The sequence below is a fragment of the Saccharophagus sp. K07 genome (assembly GCF_014336955.1).
GTDB lineage: Bacteria > Pseudomonadota > Gammaproteobacteria > Pseudomonadales > Cellvibrionaceae > UBA5868.
In genome coordinates, this window is record NZ_QRAI01000001.1 from 1307087 (window position 1) to 1326095 (window position 19009).

A 19009-nucleotide genomic window follows, 5' to 3' on the forward strand; every position below is an offset into this window, starting at 1 on the left:
TGTGATCGATATAGCTCCACATCCCCAAATATCTGTCAGAATACACTTTATCGGTGCGGAAAAGACGCCGTTACTGATTATCGATAATTTGGTGGCAGATCCAGAAGCATTGATCGATGTGGCGGTCCGATCAAACTTTACGCCTTATGGGCGTTTTTTTCCTGGGGTTCGTGCGCGCGCCCCTATGGAGTATGAGACATTTTTGCGGCAGGTTTTAACACCTTATTTAAAAGAGCATTTTGCGCTGGGGGAGCGGGAGTTGAAATTTGTGATGTGTCACTACTCTCTTGTCACCACTCCCGCCAATAGACTGAATATGTTGCAGCGTATTCCTCATTTTGACTCTGTGGAGCCGAATGGCTTGGCGTCGGTTCACTATCTGTTTAAGAAGGATCTTGGTGGGACAGCATTTTATCGCCATCGAAAAACGGGATATGAAAGCATTGACCTGGGTCGACAGGAAAGTTATTTCCGCTCTCTGGAAGGGGAGAACGACGGCCCTAATTTGCCTGATGCAAAATATATTAACGGTGATACCGCTCTTTATGAGCAGCTGCTTAATGTGGAGGCGTGTTTTAATCGTCTAATTATTTACCCGCGCAATTCTTTGCATTCTGGGTCAATTGGTGAGAATTTTGTGCCTGACCCAAATCCTGCAACTGGGCGTTTATCAATTAATACTTTTATCGATATGGTGTAACTGCTGATCAAACCCTCTTGCGCAACGTCACGGTTTTGGTTGACTCTAACTGAGGTGCCCGTCAGAAATCTGACGGGCCAGATACATCATTTCTTGTATATACGGAAATTATTGCAGTCTCCCTCTGAACGATAGTTGGCATTTTCTCCGGAAAGAGTGCACCAGTTACTTTGGTTGGTTTTGGAAACTACCAATAGTGCTTTGCCATCTTTGGCGATCTCATAAGCAACCGTATTGCCGCTACCAGCGATCCCTCTTTGTGTGCAACCGGGAGTTGTGCCGGTACGGGGGTCGTTGAACTCACAAACTTTGGTTCCTGGTGCCGGATCGCTGCCGACAAAGCGTATGTCGGGAGTGACACAGTTTCCGTAGTTGGCATACTGGTTATTGTTAATCGTGAGTGAACATGAAGGGGCTACTTTTGCTTGTACGGTGACTGTCTTTGTTGCCAATACGCCATTAGCTTGGCAAGTAAAAGTATTGGTGAATGTTTGATTGTTAATCGAAAGGCCGCTCGGGATCCAAGTGCAGTCTTCTGCGTTTGCGCTGATTGAGAATGATCCTATGAATGCGGCAAGAGTGAAGGATGCAAGTGTAAATTTTTTCATAACTGTCTCCTAATTAATAATGATATTTCCATGATTGTCAGCAATACTCCAAGCTGACTCATTTCCATCCGCTGGAAATGATTTTCGACATGCCAATGTCGAAAATTCCTAGTTTTATTTTTTGTCACTTATGTAAAGTACGGCTATGCCGCTCGGGGTATTGAGATCAAAGGCAACACTCAGTTCTTGAGATTCAGACATAAGTCTTTCCACGAGTTTATTTGTTATATCGTCTCTTTGGTTCTCGTCATTCAGAAGGAAAGAAAGTTTGCACTGAATGCCTTCGCATTGGGCTTCGGAGAGCACAAAGCCGGCTAGCGACTCCTCTTCACTAAATAGATTTATATAATAATTTTCCTTTTCAAAAGCCCAGTGAGGATTAGGCTCTTCCATGTAATTCGGCTCGAGCACTGAAATTTCCTCATTAGAATCGGAGTTCGTCTTATCATGGGTGTCAAGCTCCGAAATCGGCTGGGTTTCGATTGATATTTGTGAAATGCGTGTTTCGTCCTTTATTTCATGAGGCTTTTCATTGTTTGTTATTAGATTGTTGGTTGTAACAGGAGAGTTGGGATGCGTGGGCGTGATGTTTGTTGCTTGTTGAGGGTGCCCTATTATTTCTTCATCTTCAGAATTTGATGGGTAATAAAAATAGGCAAGGGTTGCGATAAGAAGCGAAATGCCAAGTATGGTGTATTTTTTAAGCAAAGATGGCATCAGAAAAATCCTTTTAATTTTGGTTGGCATTGGAATTCTTCAATGCTTTGTTGAATTTGTTAAGTTGTTATTTGGTGGGCGCATTATATGCGATTGAGGGATGCTTGCAATAAGCACGGGAAAAGAATGGCGCAGAAATTTTTGATATGGCGGTGTGGAATTTAATGAAAGCTAAGAATCTGAGAGACTCTTAGCTTCGCTCTTTGATTGCGGCTTATTTGTTTGCTTTTATTTCTAAGGACCCAATCGGCAATCCCGCTGAGTTAAATAAATTGGCTCCCTCGGGGTTATCCGCCCAGGCATAACGAACCCAAGTTGGTTTTTCAATGGAGTCGTGCCACACGATCAATCGGTTGCCATCTATTTTTGCATTTGCCCAGACAAATTTTTTGTCATCGCTCGCAATGGCCACATGTTGCGGCGAAGGGCCGCGGACTTGCAGCTCTTTACCAGCATTGTGGAATTGAACAATCAACTGGTTGCCCTTGCGCTTGACGGATTTGACTGTTGGACTTTCGGCGAGCAGGGATTTTTCGCTGTAGGCGATTTTACGCGCAGTGAGAGCAAGGCGATGGCCTACGTCTTTTTTATTGAGCGGGTGGATATCGTTCCATTCGCCAATATCAAGCGTGACGGCCATCCCAGTATTTTTTAGCTGCAATGCTGCAGCTGCAGCTTGACGCAGGCTCGCCCATTCGCTGTCACCAGGCTCGCTCTGCGCTGGACCGAAGTTGGGCAATTGCACGAACAGGAAAGGGAAGTCGCCTTGCTTAAATTGTTTACGCCAGTCGCGGATCAAGTCCGGGAACAGGGTTTGATATTCTTCCGCCGAAGTGGTTGTTGGAATCAGGTCTTGCGGAATAGGATGCAGGCTTTTTGAACGCTGAACATTGGATTCGCCCTGATACCAAAGAACGCCTTTGATATTGAATGCAAAAGCTGGAGCCAGCTTGGCTTTGAAAAGGCTGCCGGGCAGATAGTGCAGGGTAGTGGTAGGCTGCATAGGCTCAGCGTGCATGCCAATTTTGTATTGCCATTCGCCTTGCAGATCCACTTTTTGGTCGCCGATTTCCAATGCGTAGGTTTTATCCGGGGTAAAACCAGGGTTGCCGGAATAGCTGGTCAATCTAATCGTGAGGATATTTTTGCCGGCTTTCAGAACGCCAGTAGGCACGGGGTAAATGCGCGGTGGATATTGATAACCGATACCACCAATTCTCGCACCGTTGATATAGGTTTCATCGCCATCAACCAAGGTGCCGAGCCATAGGGTAGCATTGGGCTGTTTGGCTTGGGCTTCGGTCAGCTCAAATGTTTTTTTCAACCAGACAACACCGTGCTTAAATTCTATGTTTTGCTCGCCGAAATAGCCCGGAACTTTAAATTTGGGCCAGTCTTCAGTATTGGTGCCGACAGAATGCCAAGCTTTTTCACCTTTTAAACCTAAATCTTCGTCTTGTGATTTTTTATACCAGGCGTCGCTGCTGCTTTTGTCTTTTTCAATGGTTTTTTGCAGATAATCAGGGTCCTTAAATAAATTCGCTTCTGCTAAATAGTGCGGATATTTTTGCAGCGCTTCTTCGCTTATCCACGCTTGCGCAGGCGAGCCGCCAACAGCGATGCTCAAAATACCAATAGGTACTTGAGTGTGTTGATGGATTTCTTCGGCAAAGAAAAATCCAACGGCGGAAAATTCGGGCAGATTTTCCGGTACTGCAGGTTTCCAGCTGCCTTGTTCGTAATCCTCTTTGACTTTATCTACGGAATAAATCAAAGGAACCGAAAATTGCCGCACTTGCGGCAGATTGGTGTTGGGAATAACTTCAGGATAGCGTTGCGCAACGCGTCGCAATGGCAGCTCTATATTGGATTGGCCGGCGGCGATCCAAAGATCGCCAAACCAAACGTCCTGCAATTCGATTCGATTATTTCCCTGGACAACAATGGAATGCGGGCCGCCCGCTTTTTGTTTGGGAAGAGCAACTGACCAGCGACCGGATTTAGTGGTGGTTGTATAGGTTTTTCCGCCAAATTCCACTGTGACTTTTTCGCCTTCGTCTGCCCACCCCCATATTTCTAGGGGTTTTTCCCGTTGCAGAATGGCGCCATCGCTCAACAAGCGCGGCAGTCGAACATCTGCAAAGGCAGGTGCGGAAAGGAGTAGGGAGGATACGAAGAAAAGATTCAATTTGCGCAAGAATGTGATCATTGGTTTCCACTTATTATTTATTGGAGTTCAAGCGATCAATCAAAATTAGCTCATCCACGAAAAAATGCTTAAGCGTCACCGAGCTTTTTCCGTAGAGGCCAAAGGAGGGTAGGTGTTCCCTGGCGGGTGAGGTTAAACATCTTTTGCTTTGAAAAGAACACCTTTTTGCCTGGAGATCTCTTACGCAGCGCAGGTTTGCGCGTCCAGCAGGTCCAACAGTTTGACCAGTTCTACCGGCTTGACTAGATAGTGGTTAAAACCAGCTTGTTCCGCACGGTTGCGATCAGCTTCGCCGCTGTAACCCGTCATGGCAATGATGCAGATTTCCTTCAATTCTTGTTCTCGTCGGAGGCGCTGTGCGACTTCGTAGCCGTCGATATCGGGCAGTCCTATGTCGAGCAACACCACATCAGGCCGTTGGAGCCGCGCCGCCATAAGGCCCTCTTTTCCGGAGTGAGCGACGCGTAGGTCGTAACCTTGGCTTTGCAGGCAAAGGGAGAGTCCGGTAGCGGAGTCGCTGTTGTCGTCGATGATCAGGACGCGCAGCGGCTGCGAGGAGCGCGGCGGGGTGGGGATGGCGGTCTGTGCCTGAGGCACCCGGTCGACCAGTGGCAAGCAGACGGAAAACTCTGCGCCCAGTCCCGGGCCATCGCTGGTGACCCGCGTGGCGCCGCCGTGCAGCTCGACCAGCGCCCGTACCAGGGCGAGGCCAATACCCAAGCCGCCCTGCGCCCGATTTAGCGCTGAGGGCGCTTGTACGAATAAGTCGAAGACCTTGTTGAGCAGTTCTGCCGGAATCCCTACACCGCGATCACGCACGCGAATCTGCGCGACCTTGTCGCCCTGTTGCTCCAAAACCAGATCGATTTGGCCACCGTCGTCCATATATTTCGCGGCGTTGGTGAGCAGGTTGCCCAATACCTGCGACAACCGCACTGTATCGCCTTCGACATAGAGAGGCCGGTCCGGCACTACTACCTTGAGCTGATGGCGATGTTTTTTCAGCAGTGGAGCTATGGTATCCGCAGCGTGATTCACCACCTGGGCCAGATCGACCACCTCGGTATGCAGCTGAATGCGGCCGTTGGAAATGCGCGATACATCAAGCAGGTCATCCATCAGGCAGGTAAGGTGTTTGACCTGCCGTTGCAGCAGTTCATGCGCCCAGGCTTGTTGCTGCTCGGAAGAGGTCGGCATTTGCATCACCATAACCGCGTTATGGATGGCCGAGAGCGGGTTGCGCAGTTCGTGCGCCAGCACCGCGATATATTCGTCTTTACGTTTCATCGATTGAGACAGTGCCTGCTCAGCGCGTTCTCGCTCGCCGATTTCCAGTGTCAGTCTATTGTTGGTGGCGGTTAGAGCCGCGTTGGCTTGTTCGAGCGTCTGGTTGAGCTCTTGCAGTTCGCGCATATTGCGCGCTTTTAACTCTTCGTGGGCTTTGGCTAATTCGGCGTTTGTCTGGGCGAGTTTTTGATTGAGGCGCGTGAGTTCAACGCGCTGCAAATACAATTGCACTAACGCCTGCACTTTTCCGCGCAGAATTTCCGGAATAACCGGAATTTGCACATAATCCACCGCGCCCATGGCATATCCCTTGCGTTGATCCAGGTCCGTGATATGCAAACCTGTGACAAAAATAATCGGTGTTTCTTCAAAACGCGGATGGTTGCGGATAAGTTCGGCGGTTTCGAATCCGTCCATATCCGGCATGCTGACATCCAGCAAAATCGCGGCAAATTCCATCACCATTAATTTGCTCAGTGCTTCTGTGCCAGACTGCGCCCGTACCATGTTGTAGCCCAGACTTTCCAGGGCTACTTCGTAGCTCAGCAGGCGTTCTGGCTTGTCGTCTACCAAAAGAATATTCACTTCGTGAGACGCCATAGCAAATTTCCCGCTGTCCTCGGTCGATATGTTTTTCATCAGCGATGCAACCACGTGCGCAACAGAGCTACCAGTTGTTGGTTGCTGACCGGTTTGGAAATGTAATCCGATGCGCCGGCTTCCAAACATTTTTCCCGGTCGCCTTTCATGGCTTTGGCGGTCAATGCGATGATGGGGAGTTTTTGAAATTCTGTGCGGGCGCGGATTTGCCGCATGGTGGTGTAGCCATCCATTTCCGGCATCATGATGTCCATCAAGACCAGCGCCATATCGTCAGTGCGTTCGATTAATTCAATGGCATCGCGACCGTTGTTGGCGGTGATCACTGCCATATGATGGCGCTCGAGAATGCTGGAAATCGCAAATATATTGCGCACATCGTCGTCCACTACCAGAACTTTTTTGCCCACCAGAGCTTCATCACTTTCATTGAGTTTTTTCAGCATGGCTTGTTTGGCCGCGGGCAAATGTGCGACCGGGTAATGGAGAAATAACACTGTGTCGTCGAGCAGGCGCTCGGTGGAGCGCGCATATCTGAGCACTGAGGTTTTGGTCAGAGTGCGGAGATATTCTTCTGCATCGACTGGCAGTTCTGCCGGGCAGGCGACAATAATGGGTACGCTGCGCAATTCCGCGTCGCGCTGTACTTCCGCCAGCAATTCAAATCCTTCTCCACCCGGAAGCAAAAGATCGAGCGCAACAGAATCGAATAGTTGTTTGCGCAAAGCGTCTAGCGCACTTTTACCGTCGATAGCGATAGTGGTTTCGACATTTTCCAGATTAAGTAAGTCCACCATGTCGTGATTTTTATCATCCGGATTTTCAATAATCAGCAAACGACGAGTGCGCTGCGAGGTAAACGCAAACAGATTTTGCAGCGCTTCACCAATTCGTTCGGAAGAGGCGGATTTATTGAGATATGCAAAAGCTCCGCGCGTCAGGCCGTGTAGGCGCTCTTCGTCCACGGTCACTATATGTACGGGAATATGGCGGGTTTCCGGATTTTGTTTTAAATGGCTGAGAATCGTCCAGCCGGTGGTGTCCGGCAGGAAAATATCCAGTGTTACGGCGGCCACATTGAATTGTTTGGCGAGATTGAGTGCTTCAGCTCCGCGCATCGCCACCACCCCTTTAAAACCTTGTGCGCGTGCCAGGTCGAGCAGTATATGGGCGTAGTGGGGATCGTCTTCGACGATCAATAAGACTCTGTCCTGCAAATCAATATTGTGGCGATCGTCGCTGACGTCCTCGGAGCGCGCCGCGGCAACTAGAGTGGGCGGATAGCTATTGTCTGTATTACGCAGCTGCGGCAGAAAGCGTGCGGTAGGATCGCCGTAATTCAAGGGCACATACAGCGTAAAAGTACTGCCTTGGCCGGGCGCACTTTGCAGACGAATTTCTCCGCCGAGCAATTGGGCGAGTTCGCGGCTAATGGCCAAACCGAGTCCTGTGCCACCGTAGCGTCGGGCGGTGCCAGCATCCGCTTGCTGGAATGCTTCAAAAATCAGTTTTTGTTTATCGAGAGGAATACCGACTCCGGTATCGGAAACGGAAAATGCAACCACTGTCTCCGCTGCATCCAAAACGGGATGGCCTTGCGTCCAGCCGGATTTCACGACATCCACACGCAGTTGCACACCGCCTTGATCAGTGAATTTAAAGGCGTTGGAAAGCAGGTTTTTTAATACCTGCAACAAACGTTTTGGATCGGTGTAAATAAAGCGGTTGAGCAGATTGCTGCCGAAGTCCGTAATAAAAGCCAATTTGCGCGTTTCGGCCTGATGGCGGAAATTGCGCTCCACGGTTTCGCGCAGGTTGGCAAACGGCAGCTCTTCGCATTCCACAGTGACGGTACCGGATTCGATTTTCGACAAATCCAGAATATCGCTGATCAAATTCAGCAAATCAGTGCCGGCGGAATGAATGGTGTGGGCAAATTCCACTTGGCGCGGCGTTAAATTGCCGTCGACGTTCTCCGCCAATTGTTCACCGAGAATCAAAATACTGTGCAATGGCGTGCGCAGTTCGTGCGAAACGTTGGCAAGGAATTCGGATTTATAGCGCGAGGTGAGGGCAAGCTCGGCGGCCTTTTCTTCCACTGCGCGTTTGGCCTGATCGATCTCCTGATTTTTACGCTCCACTTCCGCGTTCTGCGCGGCAAGCAATTGGGCTTTTTGCGCAAGCTCTTCGTTGGTTTGCTGCAATTCGAATTGGCGTGTTTGCAGTTCGGTTGCCAATTGCTGCGATTGTGCGAGCAGACGTTCGGTGCGCATGGTCGCTTCGATATTGTTGAGCACGACTCCCACTATATCGGTGAGTTGCTCCAGAAATGCGGCATGGGACGCGTTAAATTCTTTCAGAGAGGCGAGTTCAATAACGGCTTTGACGTGGCCTTCGAACAGTACCGGCAGAATCATCACCATACGCGGCGCGACTTCCAACAGGCCAGAGGTAATGCGCAGAGGTTGCTGATCCACGTCTTTGATAATCAGGCGATGGCGTTCCAACGCGCATTGGCCGACCAAGCTTTCACCCAGCCTATATTCGCGCCCCAGCGGGTCTCCGTAGACATGATCGGCGTAGCCAGCGAGCTGGCGCAGGCGATAGCCGTTTTCAGTTTCCACCATGGCGTACATCACACCCTGGTGTGCTTCCACCAGCGGGGCGAGTTCGCACAACAACATTTGTGCAACGGCGGTAAGGTCGCGCTGCCCCTGCATCATGCGGCTGAATTTCGCCAAGTTGGTTTTCAGCCAGTCCTGTTCGGTATTGCGCTCGGTGGTTTTGCGCAGGTTGCCGATCATGGCGTTGATGTAATTTTTCAGGTCGGCCACTTCGCCGCTGGCGTCCACCTGAATATAGCGGGTGAGGTCACCAGTGGTTACGGCCGTCGCTACTTCGGCGATGGCGCGCACCTGGGTAGTCAGATTGGCGGCCAGCAGGTTTACGTTGGCGGTCAGGTCTTTCCAGGTACCGGCGGCACCGGGCACGTTGGCCTGGCCGCCCAGGCGTCCTTCCACACCCACTTCGTGGGCGACGGTGGTCACCTGGTCGGCGAAAATCGCCAGGGTGTCCGTCATGCTGTTAATGGTATCGGCGAGCGCCGCCACTTCACCTTTGGATTCCACGGTGAGTTTTTGGGTGAGGTCGCCGTTGGCCACGGCGGTCACCACTTTCACAATGCCGCGCACCTGATCGGTCAGGTTGTGCGCCATGACGTTTACGTTGTCGGTCAGGTCCTTCCAGGTGCCGGCGACACCGGGTACACGCGCCTGTCCGCCGAGTTTGCCTTCCGTACCCACTTCCCGCGCTACCCGCGTTACTTCGGAGGCGAAGGCATTGAGCTGATCCACCATGGTGTTGATGGTGTTTTTCAGTTCGAGAATTTCACCTTTTACGTCGACGGTGATTTTGCGCGAGAGGTCGCCGCGGGCGATGGCGGTAGCCACTTCTGCAATGCCGCGCACTTGGTCGGTCAGATTGGCGGCCATTACGTTTACGTTATCGGTCAAATCTTTCCAGGTGCCGGCAACACCGGGCACACGCGCCTGTCCGCCGAGTTTTCCTTCCGTGCCCACTTCGCGGGATACCCGGGTTACTTCCGAGGCAAAGCCGTTGAGCTGGTCCACCATGGTGTTGATGGTGTCTTTCAGCTGCAGAATTTCGCCTTTTACATCCACCGTGATTTTGCGCGAGAGGTCACCGCGCGCTACCGCCGTGGTTACCTCGGCGATATTTCGTACCTGAGCTGTCAGGTTGCCCGCCATGGAATTCACATTGTCGGTGAGGTTTTTCCATGTGCCTGCGACGCCGGGCACTTCTGCCTGTCCGCCGAGTTTTCCTTCGGTACCTACCTCGCGCGCCACCCGCGTCACTTCTGCAGCAAAGCTGTTGAGCTGGTCCACCATGGTGTTGATGGTGTCTTTCAGCTGCAGAATTTCGCCTTTTACATCCACCGTGATTTTGCGTGAGAGGTCGCCGCGCGCCACCGCTGTGGTCACCTCAGCGATATTTCTTACCTGAGCGGTGAGGTTGGTGGCCATGGCGTTTACCGAGTCGGTCAGATCCTTCCAGGTGCCGGCGACGCCGGGCACGATTGCCTGGCCGCCCAGCTCGCCTTCGGTACCCACTTCGCGCGCTACACGGGTTACTTCGGAGGCGAAACCGTTGAGCTGATCCACCATGGTATTGATGGTGTTTTTCAGTTCGGAAATTTCGCCCTTAACGTCCACGGTGACTTTGCGGGACAAATCGCCGCGCGCTACTGCGGTGGCCACTTCGGCAATATTGCGCACCTGGGCGGTGAGGTTGCCCGCCATGGAGTTCACATTATCGGTGAGGTTTTTCCAGGTGCCGGCAACGCCGGGTACTTCTGCCTGTCCGCCGAGTTTTCCTTCGGTGCCTACTTCGCGGGCAACCCGGGTTACTTCCGCAGCAAAACTGTTGAGCTGATCCACCATCGTATTAATGGTGTTTTTCAGTTCGAGAATTTCGCCTTTTACGTCGACGGTAATTTTGCGTGAAAGATCGCCGCGCGCGACCGCTGTGGTCACTTCGGCGATATTGCGCACCTGGGCAGTCAGGTTGCTACCCATGGCATTTACCGAATCGGTCAGGTCCTTCCAGGTACCGGCAACACCGGGCACGATTGCCTGGCCACCGAGTTTTCCTTCCGTACCTACCTCACGCGCTACCCGCGTTACTTCTGAGGCGAACGAACGCAATTGATCCACCATGGTGTTGATGGCTTCTTTCAATTGCAGAATTTCACCGCGGGAATCCACGGTAATTTTGCGCGAGAGGTCGCCGTTGGCCACGGCGATGGTCACCTCTGAAATATTGCGCACCTGATCCGTCAGGTTGCTGGCCATGGAGTTCACGTTATCGGTCAAATCCTTCCACGCGCCGGATACACCTTTTACTTTTGCCTGTCCGCCGAGCTTGCCTTCCGCGCCCACTTCGCGAGCCACCCGCGTTACTTCGGAAGTAAACACGTTCATCTGCTCGATCATTTTGTTGACGATTTTGGCGGAGTGGAGAAATTCGCCCTGCAGTTCGCGGCCTTCAATTTCGAGGGGAACGGTTTGAGATAAATCGCCTTTGGCTACAGCGGCGATGCTGCGGGTGACTTCGGTGGTGGGCCAGAGCAGGTCGTCGATCAAGGTGTTAACGGAGGTTTCCATCGCGCCCCAGGCGCCGATGCGGCGATCGCATTGCATGCGCTGACGGGTTTTACCCTCCTGGCCGACGGCTTGGCCGACGCGCTCCAGCTCGCTGGCGACGCGGGCATTGGCGATGGCTATGTCATTAAAGGTATCAGCGATTTTGCCTTCGATGCCGGTCCAGTGACCGGGAAGGCGCACCGTGAAATCACCGTCGCGCATGGCCTGCAGCGCGCTGAGAAGAATGCCTGGATCGTAGCGGTCAGCATTTTTCGGTCGAGTGGGTTCTTCCATCACAACAACATCGTCATGGTTTCGCACGCGCAATTCCCGGGAAATCGAAAAGCAAAATTGTGGGTTATGTATCGCCGCGTCAACGGTGGTTTACCGAACAGACGGGACATTCGGTGTCAAATTTTCTGAAGCAGTGCACGTGCGCTGTATATAAAGATGCATAAAGTGCTCTGGACGTGTGCCAACCGATATACAAAACGCCAAAAGACTGAAAAAATCCCGCTCCTTAGCCTCACGTCTCCCGGAGACTCCTTTTGTTTGTAGAAGCCGATACTCATACACCGGTTGTTCTGCTATTGGATGACATACCGGAAATTCGCGGCCTGGTCGAAAAGTGGCAGGAACAGCATGTTCGATTAATCTGCGCAGCGAGCCGGGAGGAAGGGCTGCGAGCTACAGACATCGCGCCCGATCTGATTATTTGTCTCTGCTATTCCCAACTTCCCGAGTGCACGGAAATCATCGGCCGCATTCGCGGCAACCCGGCGCTTACCCAAGTGCCTATATTGATGATCCTGGAAAACATTCTGGGAGAAGTGCCGGCGAGTGTGGTGGACGATCCTCTCCAGGACTTTCTCTACCGGCCGTTTCATCCGGCGGAGCCGCTGATCCGCTGTCAGAAACTACTCGCTCTTAAAAGTGCAACCCAGCAATTGGCAGCGCGCGAACAGGAGCGCTCGGCGCAATTGCTGTTGAGCGAAAATCGCTTTCGCCTGATGGTGGAGAGCGTGGAAGACTACGCCATGTTTATGGTGGACCTGCGCGGCCGCATTACCAGTTGGAACCGCGGCGCGGAGCGTCTTACCGGCTACACCGAGGCGGAAGCCATCGGCAAACCCTTTTCCATGTTGTATCCGAGCGAGGATCTGAACTCCGAACACGCCCTCTACGAATTGGCCATGGCCCACAAAAATGGCCGCTACGAAGAAGAGGGGCTGCGGGTGCGCAAGGACGGCTCAAGTTATTACGCGCAAATCCAGGTTTGGCCGATGGAAAATAAATCCGGCGAGATTATCGGCTTTGTGAAAATCACCCGGGATATCACCGCGCGGCGCTACGCGGAACAGGCGCTCAAAGAGAGCGAGGCGAAATTCCGCACCATTACCGATGCCATGCCGCAAATGGTGTGGTCGACGCTGCCTGACGGCGATCACGATTATTTCAACGAGCAGTGGTATGACTTCACCGGTGTATCTCTGGGGGAGATCAATGGCGGCAACTGGAACAGTATTCTCCACCCGGAGGATCAGGACAGGGCCCTCAAAGCCTGGCAGCACAGCTTGAGCACTGGATAGATCTACGAAATCCAATATCGCCTGCGGCATTTCTCCGGCGGCTATCGCTGGACTCTCGGCCGCGCGCTGCCGGTGCGCGATGAGTCCGGTGAAATCGTGCGCTGGATGGGAACGCTCACCGATATTCACGAGCAAAAGCAGGCGGAAGAAGCGCTGAAAGATGCCGCCCGCCGCAAAGACGAATTTCTGGCGATGCTCGCCCACGAATTGCGCAATCCGCTGGCCCCCGTGCGCAACGCCACAGCGTTGTTGCGCCGGTTCATCAACGGTGGCGACGAGGGCGCGCAGAGTGCGTTGAATGTGATCGAGCGCCAAGTGCGCCATATGACCTGTTTGATTGACGATTTATTGGACGTTGCGCGTATCTCCCGCGGCAAGATCGAAATTCGCAAGGAAGAAATGGATCTGCTCGAAGTGGTGAGCCACACCGTTGAAGATTTTCAGAGCGACTATCACGCGCGCGGGGTAAATCTAAAGGCGGAAATCACCAGCGAGCCGCTGTACCTGGAAGGCGACCGCACCCGGGTAGCGCAGGTGATCGGTAACCTGCTACACAATGCGCTGAAATTTACCGAACCCGGCGGGCAAGTGACTGTGCGTTTGGTGCGGGAGGAAAAATCCAACCTGAAGCGCACCGGCTACGGTGTGGCGGTTCTGGAAATTGCGGATACAGGCGCTGGTATAGAAGCGGACATAGTGGCAAATCTGTTCAACCCGTTTATTCAGGCCAATCAGGGCCTGGCGCGCAGCAAAGGCGGTTTGGGTCTCGGTCTCGCGTTGGTAAAAGGTTTTGTGGAACTGCACGGCGGCACTGTGGAGGCTCACAGCGACGGCCCGGGCAAAGGTGCGGTCTTTACTTTGCGTCTGCCGTTGGTACAAAAACGCGACAGCCAGCCAGTTAAAAATGAAACGGCGCTGCCGCGACAGCACCTGCGAATTTTGCTGATCGACGATAACGCCGATATGTTGCAAACCCTGAGCATGCTGTTGGGTATCGAAGGTCATCAGGTCATTACCGCCGGCGATGGCGAAAGCGGCCTGCAAGCCATTCGCGAAAATTTGCCGGACTTGGTGTTGTGCGATATCGGTTTGCCCGGCTTGCTGGACGGTTACGCAGTAGCCCGCGCGGTGCGCGCCGATCCGAAACTCGCCGGCCTATTTCTGGTGGCGGTATCCGGTTACGGCCAGGAGCGCGATCGCCAGCGCGCGAAGGACAGTGGTTTCGACAGTCATCTGCTTAAACCTCTGGACTTCGGCGAACTGGCTAAAGTGCTGGCGGACGTAAAGCCGCAGCACACCCGCTAAACTCGCGCTGCCGCCAAGGAATTCAGCGAGCGCAGGCGCAAACGCAATTGTTTTTCGATTTCGATAATGGCAAACAGCACAACGCCGATGCCGACCACAACAAATCCATCTTTTATCGAAACCGCTTCTGTACCAAATACGGCTTGCAGAGGCGTTAGATAGGTCACCGCAAATTGCGCAATTGTCACCACAACAACCGTTGCCCAAACAATTTTGGTTCCGCGCACTGCTTCCCATGTCAGTGATGTACCGTAAATATTGCGGATAAAAAATAGATGGAAAATTTCCATCACCACCAAAGTATTCATCGCCAGTGTCCGGGCCAAATCTTCGCTATAACCTTGGTTTGCCGCATAAGCGTGAATGCCAAAAACACCGGCAAGAAATAACAGCGAAACCAGGATGATGTGCCACACCAGTTCGCCGCTGAGAATGGGCTCACCCGGATGGCGCGGCGGGCGGCTCATAGTGTTGGCTTCAGTCGGTTCAAACGCGAGTGCAAGGCCGAGGGTAATCGCGGTAATCAAATTGACCCAGAGAATTTGCACCGGCGTAATCGGCAAACTCAAACCCAATAACAAAGCCGCAATAATGGTCATGGCTTCACCGGCACTGGTCGGCAAAGTCCAGCTGATCACTTTTTTAATGTTGTCGTAAACCGTTCGGCCTTCGCGCACAGCCGCAGCGATGGTGGCGAAATTATCGTCCGCCAATACCAATTGCGCGGCTTCTTTTGCTGCTTCACTGCCTTTTTTACCCATGGCAATTCCGGCATCTGCGCGCTTGAGGGCAGGCGCGTCGTTAACGCCGTCGCCGGTCATGGCAACGCTGATGCCGTGACTTTGCAATGCAGTGACCAAACGCAATTTATGTTCGGGACTTGTGCGCGCATAGATATCGCAATCGAGCACTTGTGCGCGCAATCGAGCATCGTCCAATTTATCCAGATCCGCACCGGTCATGACTTTATCGGTGCGCTGCAGACCGACTTGTTTGCCTATTGCCGCTGCAGTGGCAGCGTGGTCGCCGGTAATCATTTTTACGCGTATGCCCGCTCTGTGACATTCAGCAACGGCTTCTATGGCTTCCTGCCGCGGCGGATCGATCATGCCGACCAAACCTACGAATACGAGTTTTCCTTCTAAATCTTCGTGGTTGAGGGTCGTTTGTTCGGCGGGAATTTCTCTATAGGCAAGACCCAAAACTCGCTGACCTTGGGCGGCAATGCGTTGAATGGAGTCTTGCCAATCCGCGCCCAGAGGCTGCTCTGCATTTTTAATTTTTTCCGCGCGGCAGAGAGACAGAATTTTTTCTGGCGCGCCTTTGACGAGCGCAATTGCGTGTCCGTCGTGATGGCGGTGAAGTGTCGCCATAAAACGGTGGCGGGAGTCGAAAGGAATTGTATCTATGCGCGGCCATTCTTGCGCGGTTTGTTTTGGGTCCAAACCGGCTTTGCGGGCTAGGCTAAGCAGGGCGCCTTCCATAGGATCACCTTCCACTTGCCAAGTGCCGTTTTTCTCGTGTAGCGCAGCGTCGTTGCAGAGCGCGCACACTTGGGCGAGTGTGGCTATAGAGTTATCGCTTGTTGCTTTGACTGTTTTGTCTCCGCGCAAAATATCGCCGTCCGGCGCGTAACCGACACCGGTGACCTTCAGCGTTTCTTCCGACACTGCCACGGACGCCACCATCATTTCGTTGCGCGTGAGGGTGCCGGTTTTATCGGTGCAAATGACGGAAACAGCCCCAATGGCTTCGATGGCAGGCAAGCGTCTGACAATGGCATTGCGGTTTGCCATGCCTTGCACGCCAACCGCCAGAGTGATTGTGAGCACTGCTGGCAGCCCCTCTGGAATGGCGGATACCGATAAACCGACCACCGCCATAAATAAATCCGCAAACGGCATTTGCGAAACGAAATAGCCAAATATCAGCAGAATGACCGCCACCAACAAAATCATGAGGGTCAGCCAGCGCGAGAAAATACTGATCTGGCGAGTCAGCGGCGTGGCCAGCGATTCCACTCCCGCCAGCATATTGCTGACACGGCCGATTTCCGTATTGGAACCTGTGCCCACCACTACCGCTTGCCCCTGGCCCCCAGTGACCAGTGTGCCGGAAAACACCATATTGTGGCGGTCGCCCAAAGGCGCATCTAATGCGACGGGATCGAGTTGTTTGTCCACCGGAACGGACTCGCCGGTGAGAACCGCTTCCTGCACGCCAAGGCCGTGGGCTTGAATCAAGCGGCAGTCCGCAGGTACCCGATCGCCCGCTTCCAGAAGGACGATATCCCCCGGAACCAATTCAGTACCGTCAATGGAAGCGCGGTGGCTGTTGCGCAGAACATTCGCCTTGGGCGCCAGCATTTGATGCAGCGCTTCCATGGCTTTTTCCGCTTTGCCCTCCTGCAGAAACCCGACAATGGCGTTGACGATGACCACTGCGAGAATTACACCGCTGTCCGTCCAGTGGCCGAGGGCCGCCGTTATCACGGAGGCAACGAGTAACACATAAATCAAAATATTGTGAAACTGCAGCAAAAAACGTTTTACAGGACTTTGTTTCGCTGCTTCGGGCAGGCGGTTGGGACCGTACTCGCCAAGGCGGCGCTGCGCCTCTTCAGTGGACAATCCTTGCGCGGACGTATTTAGCGCCGCCAGGACGCCGTCGGCGGTTTGGGTGTGAGCAGTCTGTAAACGATTGGCCTGCGTCGGCATGTCTGTACCTTATCTTTGAAATTGTCGGGTTGTATCACTTTGCCGCTGAATCGCGCAATAACCCTGTGTTTTTAGCTCATGACCATTTGATTTGCAGCAATACACTGAATTACGCGTATTTAAATGTGCTAGGTGAGTTATAAAGAAAATATAGCTTATCGCGTTTGGTTGCATGACAATATGCGGATATCCATATATATTGGTGCGCTTGTTCGTGGAGTTCGGAGCAAGCGGTGACTCGACTATTAGAGATGCAAGATGATTGACCCAATACAATTTTTCAAATGTCTTTCCGATGAAACTCGTCTGAACGCTACCTTGTTGATTTATCAGGAAGGGGAGCTTTGTGTATGTGAATTGGTGGAAGCGCTCAACGATAGCCAACCTAAAATCTCTCGTCATCTGGCCCAGCTGCGCAATTGTGGAATTCTCGATGACTCTCGTCGCGGTCAATGGGTTTTTTATTCCATGTCAAAGCAACTTCCGGGTTGGTCGCTGGAAGTCTTGCGCGCGGCGCAGCAAGCCAATTCCGATACTCTCAAAGTTTTACAAAAGAATTTAAAGGCGATGAAAAATCGTCCGCAATGTTGTTAAGCCAATTTTTAAGGATATTTGTGAAAATTCTCTATATATGCACCCATAATCGCTGTCGCAGCATTTTAAGTGAAGCCATTACCAATCATTTAGGGAAGGGCAGGCTAAAAGCGTTCAGCGCTGGCAGTCAGCCCACCGGTCAAGTTCATCCGCTGTCATTAAAATATCTGGCGGAAAAAGGCATCTCGATTGAGGGTTTGAAAAGCCAATCCTGGAACGATTTCGCGGTTGAGCAGCCGGATATAGTGGTCACAGTCTGTGACAGTGCCGCTGCGGAAACCTGTCCCGTATGGTTTGGCGACACCGTAAAAGTGCATTGGGGTTTACCTGATCCATCTAAATTACAGGGCTCAGAGGTGGAAGTTAGAGCTGCATTTTATGCGGTGATGGAAACCATAGAGCAGCGCGTGCAAAAGTTATTAGCGCTGGATCTGGAATCGCTGACAAAGGCAGATCTCCAGGCGCAACTGAATCAATTAATCCAGGAGCAACAATAATGGGATTATTTGAACGCTACCTGACTCTGTGGATTGGCCTTTGCATTGGTACTGGAGTGCTGCTTGGCAATTTAATACCGGAGTTGTTTCATCGGTTTGCTGCTTTGGAAGTTGCCCACGTCAATATTCCTGTTGCCATTTTTATCTGGGTGATGATTTACCCCATGATGGTTCAGGTGGATTTTTCCTCCATCAAGGATGTTCGAAAAAAGCCTAAAGGTTTATTTCTTACCTTGGTGGTCAATTGGTTGATCAAACCTTTCACCATGGCCGCTTTGGGTTGGCTCTTTTTCCGCGTGTTATTTGCAGATTGGGTCGATCCTCAAACCGCCACCGAATATATCGCCGGCATGATTCTGTTGGGCGTTGCCCCGTGTACAGCAATGGTATTTGTCTGGAGTCAGTTAACCAAAGGTGATGCCAATTACACCTTGGTACAAGTCTCCGTCAATGATCTGATTATGATCTTCGCCTTTGCACCAATTGCCGCATTTTTATTAGGCGTTAGCGATGTGACTGTTCCCTGGGATACCTTACTGCTGTCGGTTTTGTTGTATGTGGTGATACCTCTTGTTGCCGGCATAATCACTCGTAAAGTGTTAGATTCAAACCAACGTGGTTTGCGAGTGGGTCATTTTATTCAAGCCTTAAAACCTATTTCGATTGCAGGCCTGCTGGCGACTGTAGTGCTGTTGTTTGGCTTTCAGGCTGAATTGATTTTGGCTAATCCTCTGCCAATTTTATTGATTGCCATTCCGTTGTTGATTCAAACCTATGGAATTTTCGCTATTACTTACGCCGCAGCGAAAGCGATGAAATTACCTCATAACATTGCTGCGCCGGCGTGCATGATTGGAACTTCCAATTTTTTCGAGTTGGCGGTTGCGGTGGCTATCTCGCTATTTGGTTTGCAGTCCGGCGCAGCTTTGGCGACGGTTGTTGGTGTCCTGGTAGAAGTACCCGTAATGCTTACCCTTGTGAGTTTTGCCAATCGCACGCGGCACTGGTTTGAATAGGAGTAGAT

At 52.1% G+C, this 19009-nt stretch carries 11 protein-coding genes and 1 pseudogene; 6 read left to right on the top strand and 6 right to left on the bottom strand.

Going from position 1 to position 19009, the window contains the following annotated elements; translation table 11 throughout:
• Position 1 precedes the first annotated feature (1 nt).
• Positions 2 to 700 carry a DUF6445 family protein gene (locus DWB84_RS05625; protein ID WP_222868008.1) on the top strand — a complete coding sequence of 233 codons (699 nt, stop codon included), beginning with the start codon at positions 2 to 4 and terminating at the stop codon, positions 698 to 700.
• 86 nt (positions 701 to 786) lie between these two features.
• Here DWB84_RS05625 and DWB84_RS05630 read toward each other — a convergent pair whose 3' ends face one another.
• The 5 genes from DWB84_RS05630 to DWB84_RS05650 form a co-directional block, all read right to left on the bottom strand.
• Positions 787 to 1308, bottom strand: coding sequence for a hypothetical protein (locus tag DWB84_RS05630; protein ID WP_187408738.1), 522 nt, complete (start codon positions 1306 to 1308; stop codon positions 787 to 789).
• 114 nt (positions 1309 to 1422) lie between these two features.
• A complete protein-coding gene (locus tag DWB84_RS05635) occupies positions 1423 to 2055 on the bottom strand; it encodes a hypothetical protein (protein WP_187408739.1) in 633 nt (210 codons plus the stop codon).
• Between the two features lie 184 nt (positions 2056 to 2239).
• The gene (locus tag DWB84_RS05640; RefSeq protein ID WP_222868009.1) at positions 2240 to 4234 is read right to left on the bottom strand and encodes a sialate O-acetylesterase; all 1995 of its coding nucleotides are present in this window, start codon (positions 4232 to 4234) and stop codon (positions 2240 to 2242) included.
• Between the two features lie 180 nt (positions 4235 to 4414).
• On the bottom strand, positions 4415 to 6121 hold the full coding sequence (locus tag DWB84_RS05645) for a response regulator (RefSeq protein WP_187408740.1): 1707 nt from the start codon (positions 6119 to 6121) through the stop codon (positions 4415 to 4417).
• Between the two features lie 38 nt (positions 6122 to 6159).
• The gene (locus DWB84_RS05650) at positions 6160 to 11604 is read right to left on the bottom strand and encodes a HAMP domain-containing protein (RefSeq protein ID WP_222868010.1); all 5445 of its coding nucleotides are present in this window, start codon (positions 11602 to 11604) and stop codon (positions 6160 to 6162) included.
• A 482-nt stretch (positions 11605 to 12086) separates the two neighbouring features.
• Between DWB84_RS05650 and DWB84_RS05655 the strand changes: the two are divergent.
• Both DWB84_RS05655 and DWB84_RS05660 read left to right on the top strand, forming a co-directional pair.
• Positions 12087 to 12974, top strand: a pseudogene (locus DWB84_RS05655) (PAS domain-containing protein); the annotation flags it as partial.
• Positions 12975 to 12977: 3 nt separating this feature from the next.
• Entirely contained in the window at positions 12978 to 14177 is a 1200-nt protein-coding gene (locus DWB84_RS05660) for an ATP-binding protein (RefSeq protein WP_370589683.1), read from the top strand.
• On the opposite strand, the gene DWB84_RS05665 is transcribed toward DWB84_RS05660, so the two are convergent.
• Positions 14174 to 16894 (bottom strand): cation-transporting P-type ATPase, encoded by a 2721-nt coding sequence (locus DWB84_RS05665; protein ID WP_187408743.1) that lies wholly within the window; start codon positions 16892 to 16894, stop codon positions 14174 to 14176. The genes DWB84_RS05660 and DWB84_RS05665 overlap by 4 nt on opposite strands.
• 261 nt (positions 16895 to 17155) lie before the next feature.
• Between DWB84_RS05665 and DWB84_RS05670 the strand changes: the two genes are divergently transcribed.
• From DWB84_RS05670 to arsB, 3 genes are read left to right on the top strand one after another with little or no spacing between them, the layout of a single operon-like run.
• Positions 17156 to 17488: a metalloregulator ArsR/SmtB family transcription factor gene (locus DWB84_RS05670; RefSeq protein WP_370589684.1), complete on the top strand. Its 333-nt coding sequence runs from the start codon at positions 17156 to 17158 to the stop codon at positions 17486 to 17488.
• Between the two features lie 20 nt (positions 17489 to 17508).
• Entirely contained in the window at positions 17509 to 17985 is a 477-nt protein-coding gene (locus DWB84_RS05675; protein WP_187408745.1) for an arsenate reductase ArsC, read from the top strand.
• Positions 17985 to 19001 (top strand): ACR3 family arsenite efflux transporter, encoded by a 1017-nt coding sequence (arsB, locus tag DWB84_RS05680; RefSeq protein WP_187408746.1) that lies wholly within the window; start codon positions 17985 to 17987, stop codon positions 18999 to 19001. Before DWB84_RS05675 ends, arsB begins: the two co-directional genes overlap by 1 nt.
• The last annotated feature ends 8 nt before the right edge of the window (positions 19002 to 19009 follow it).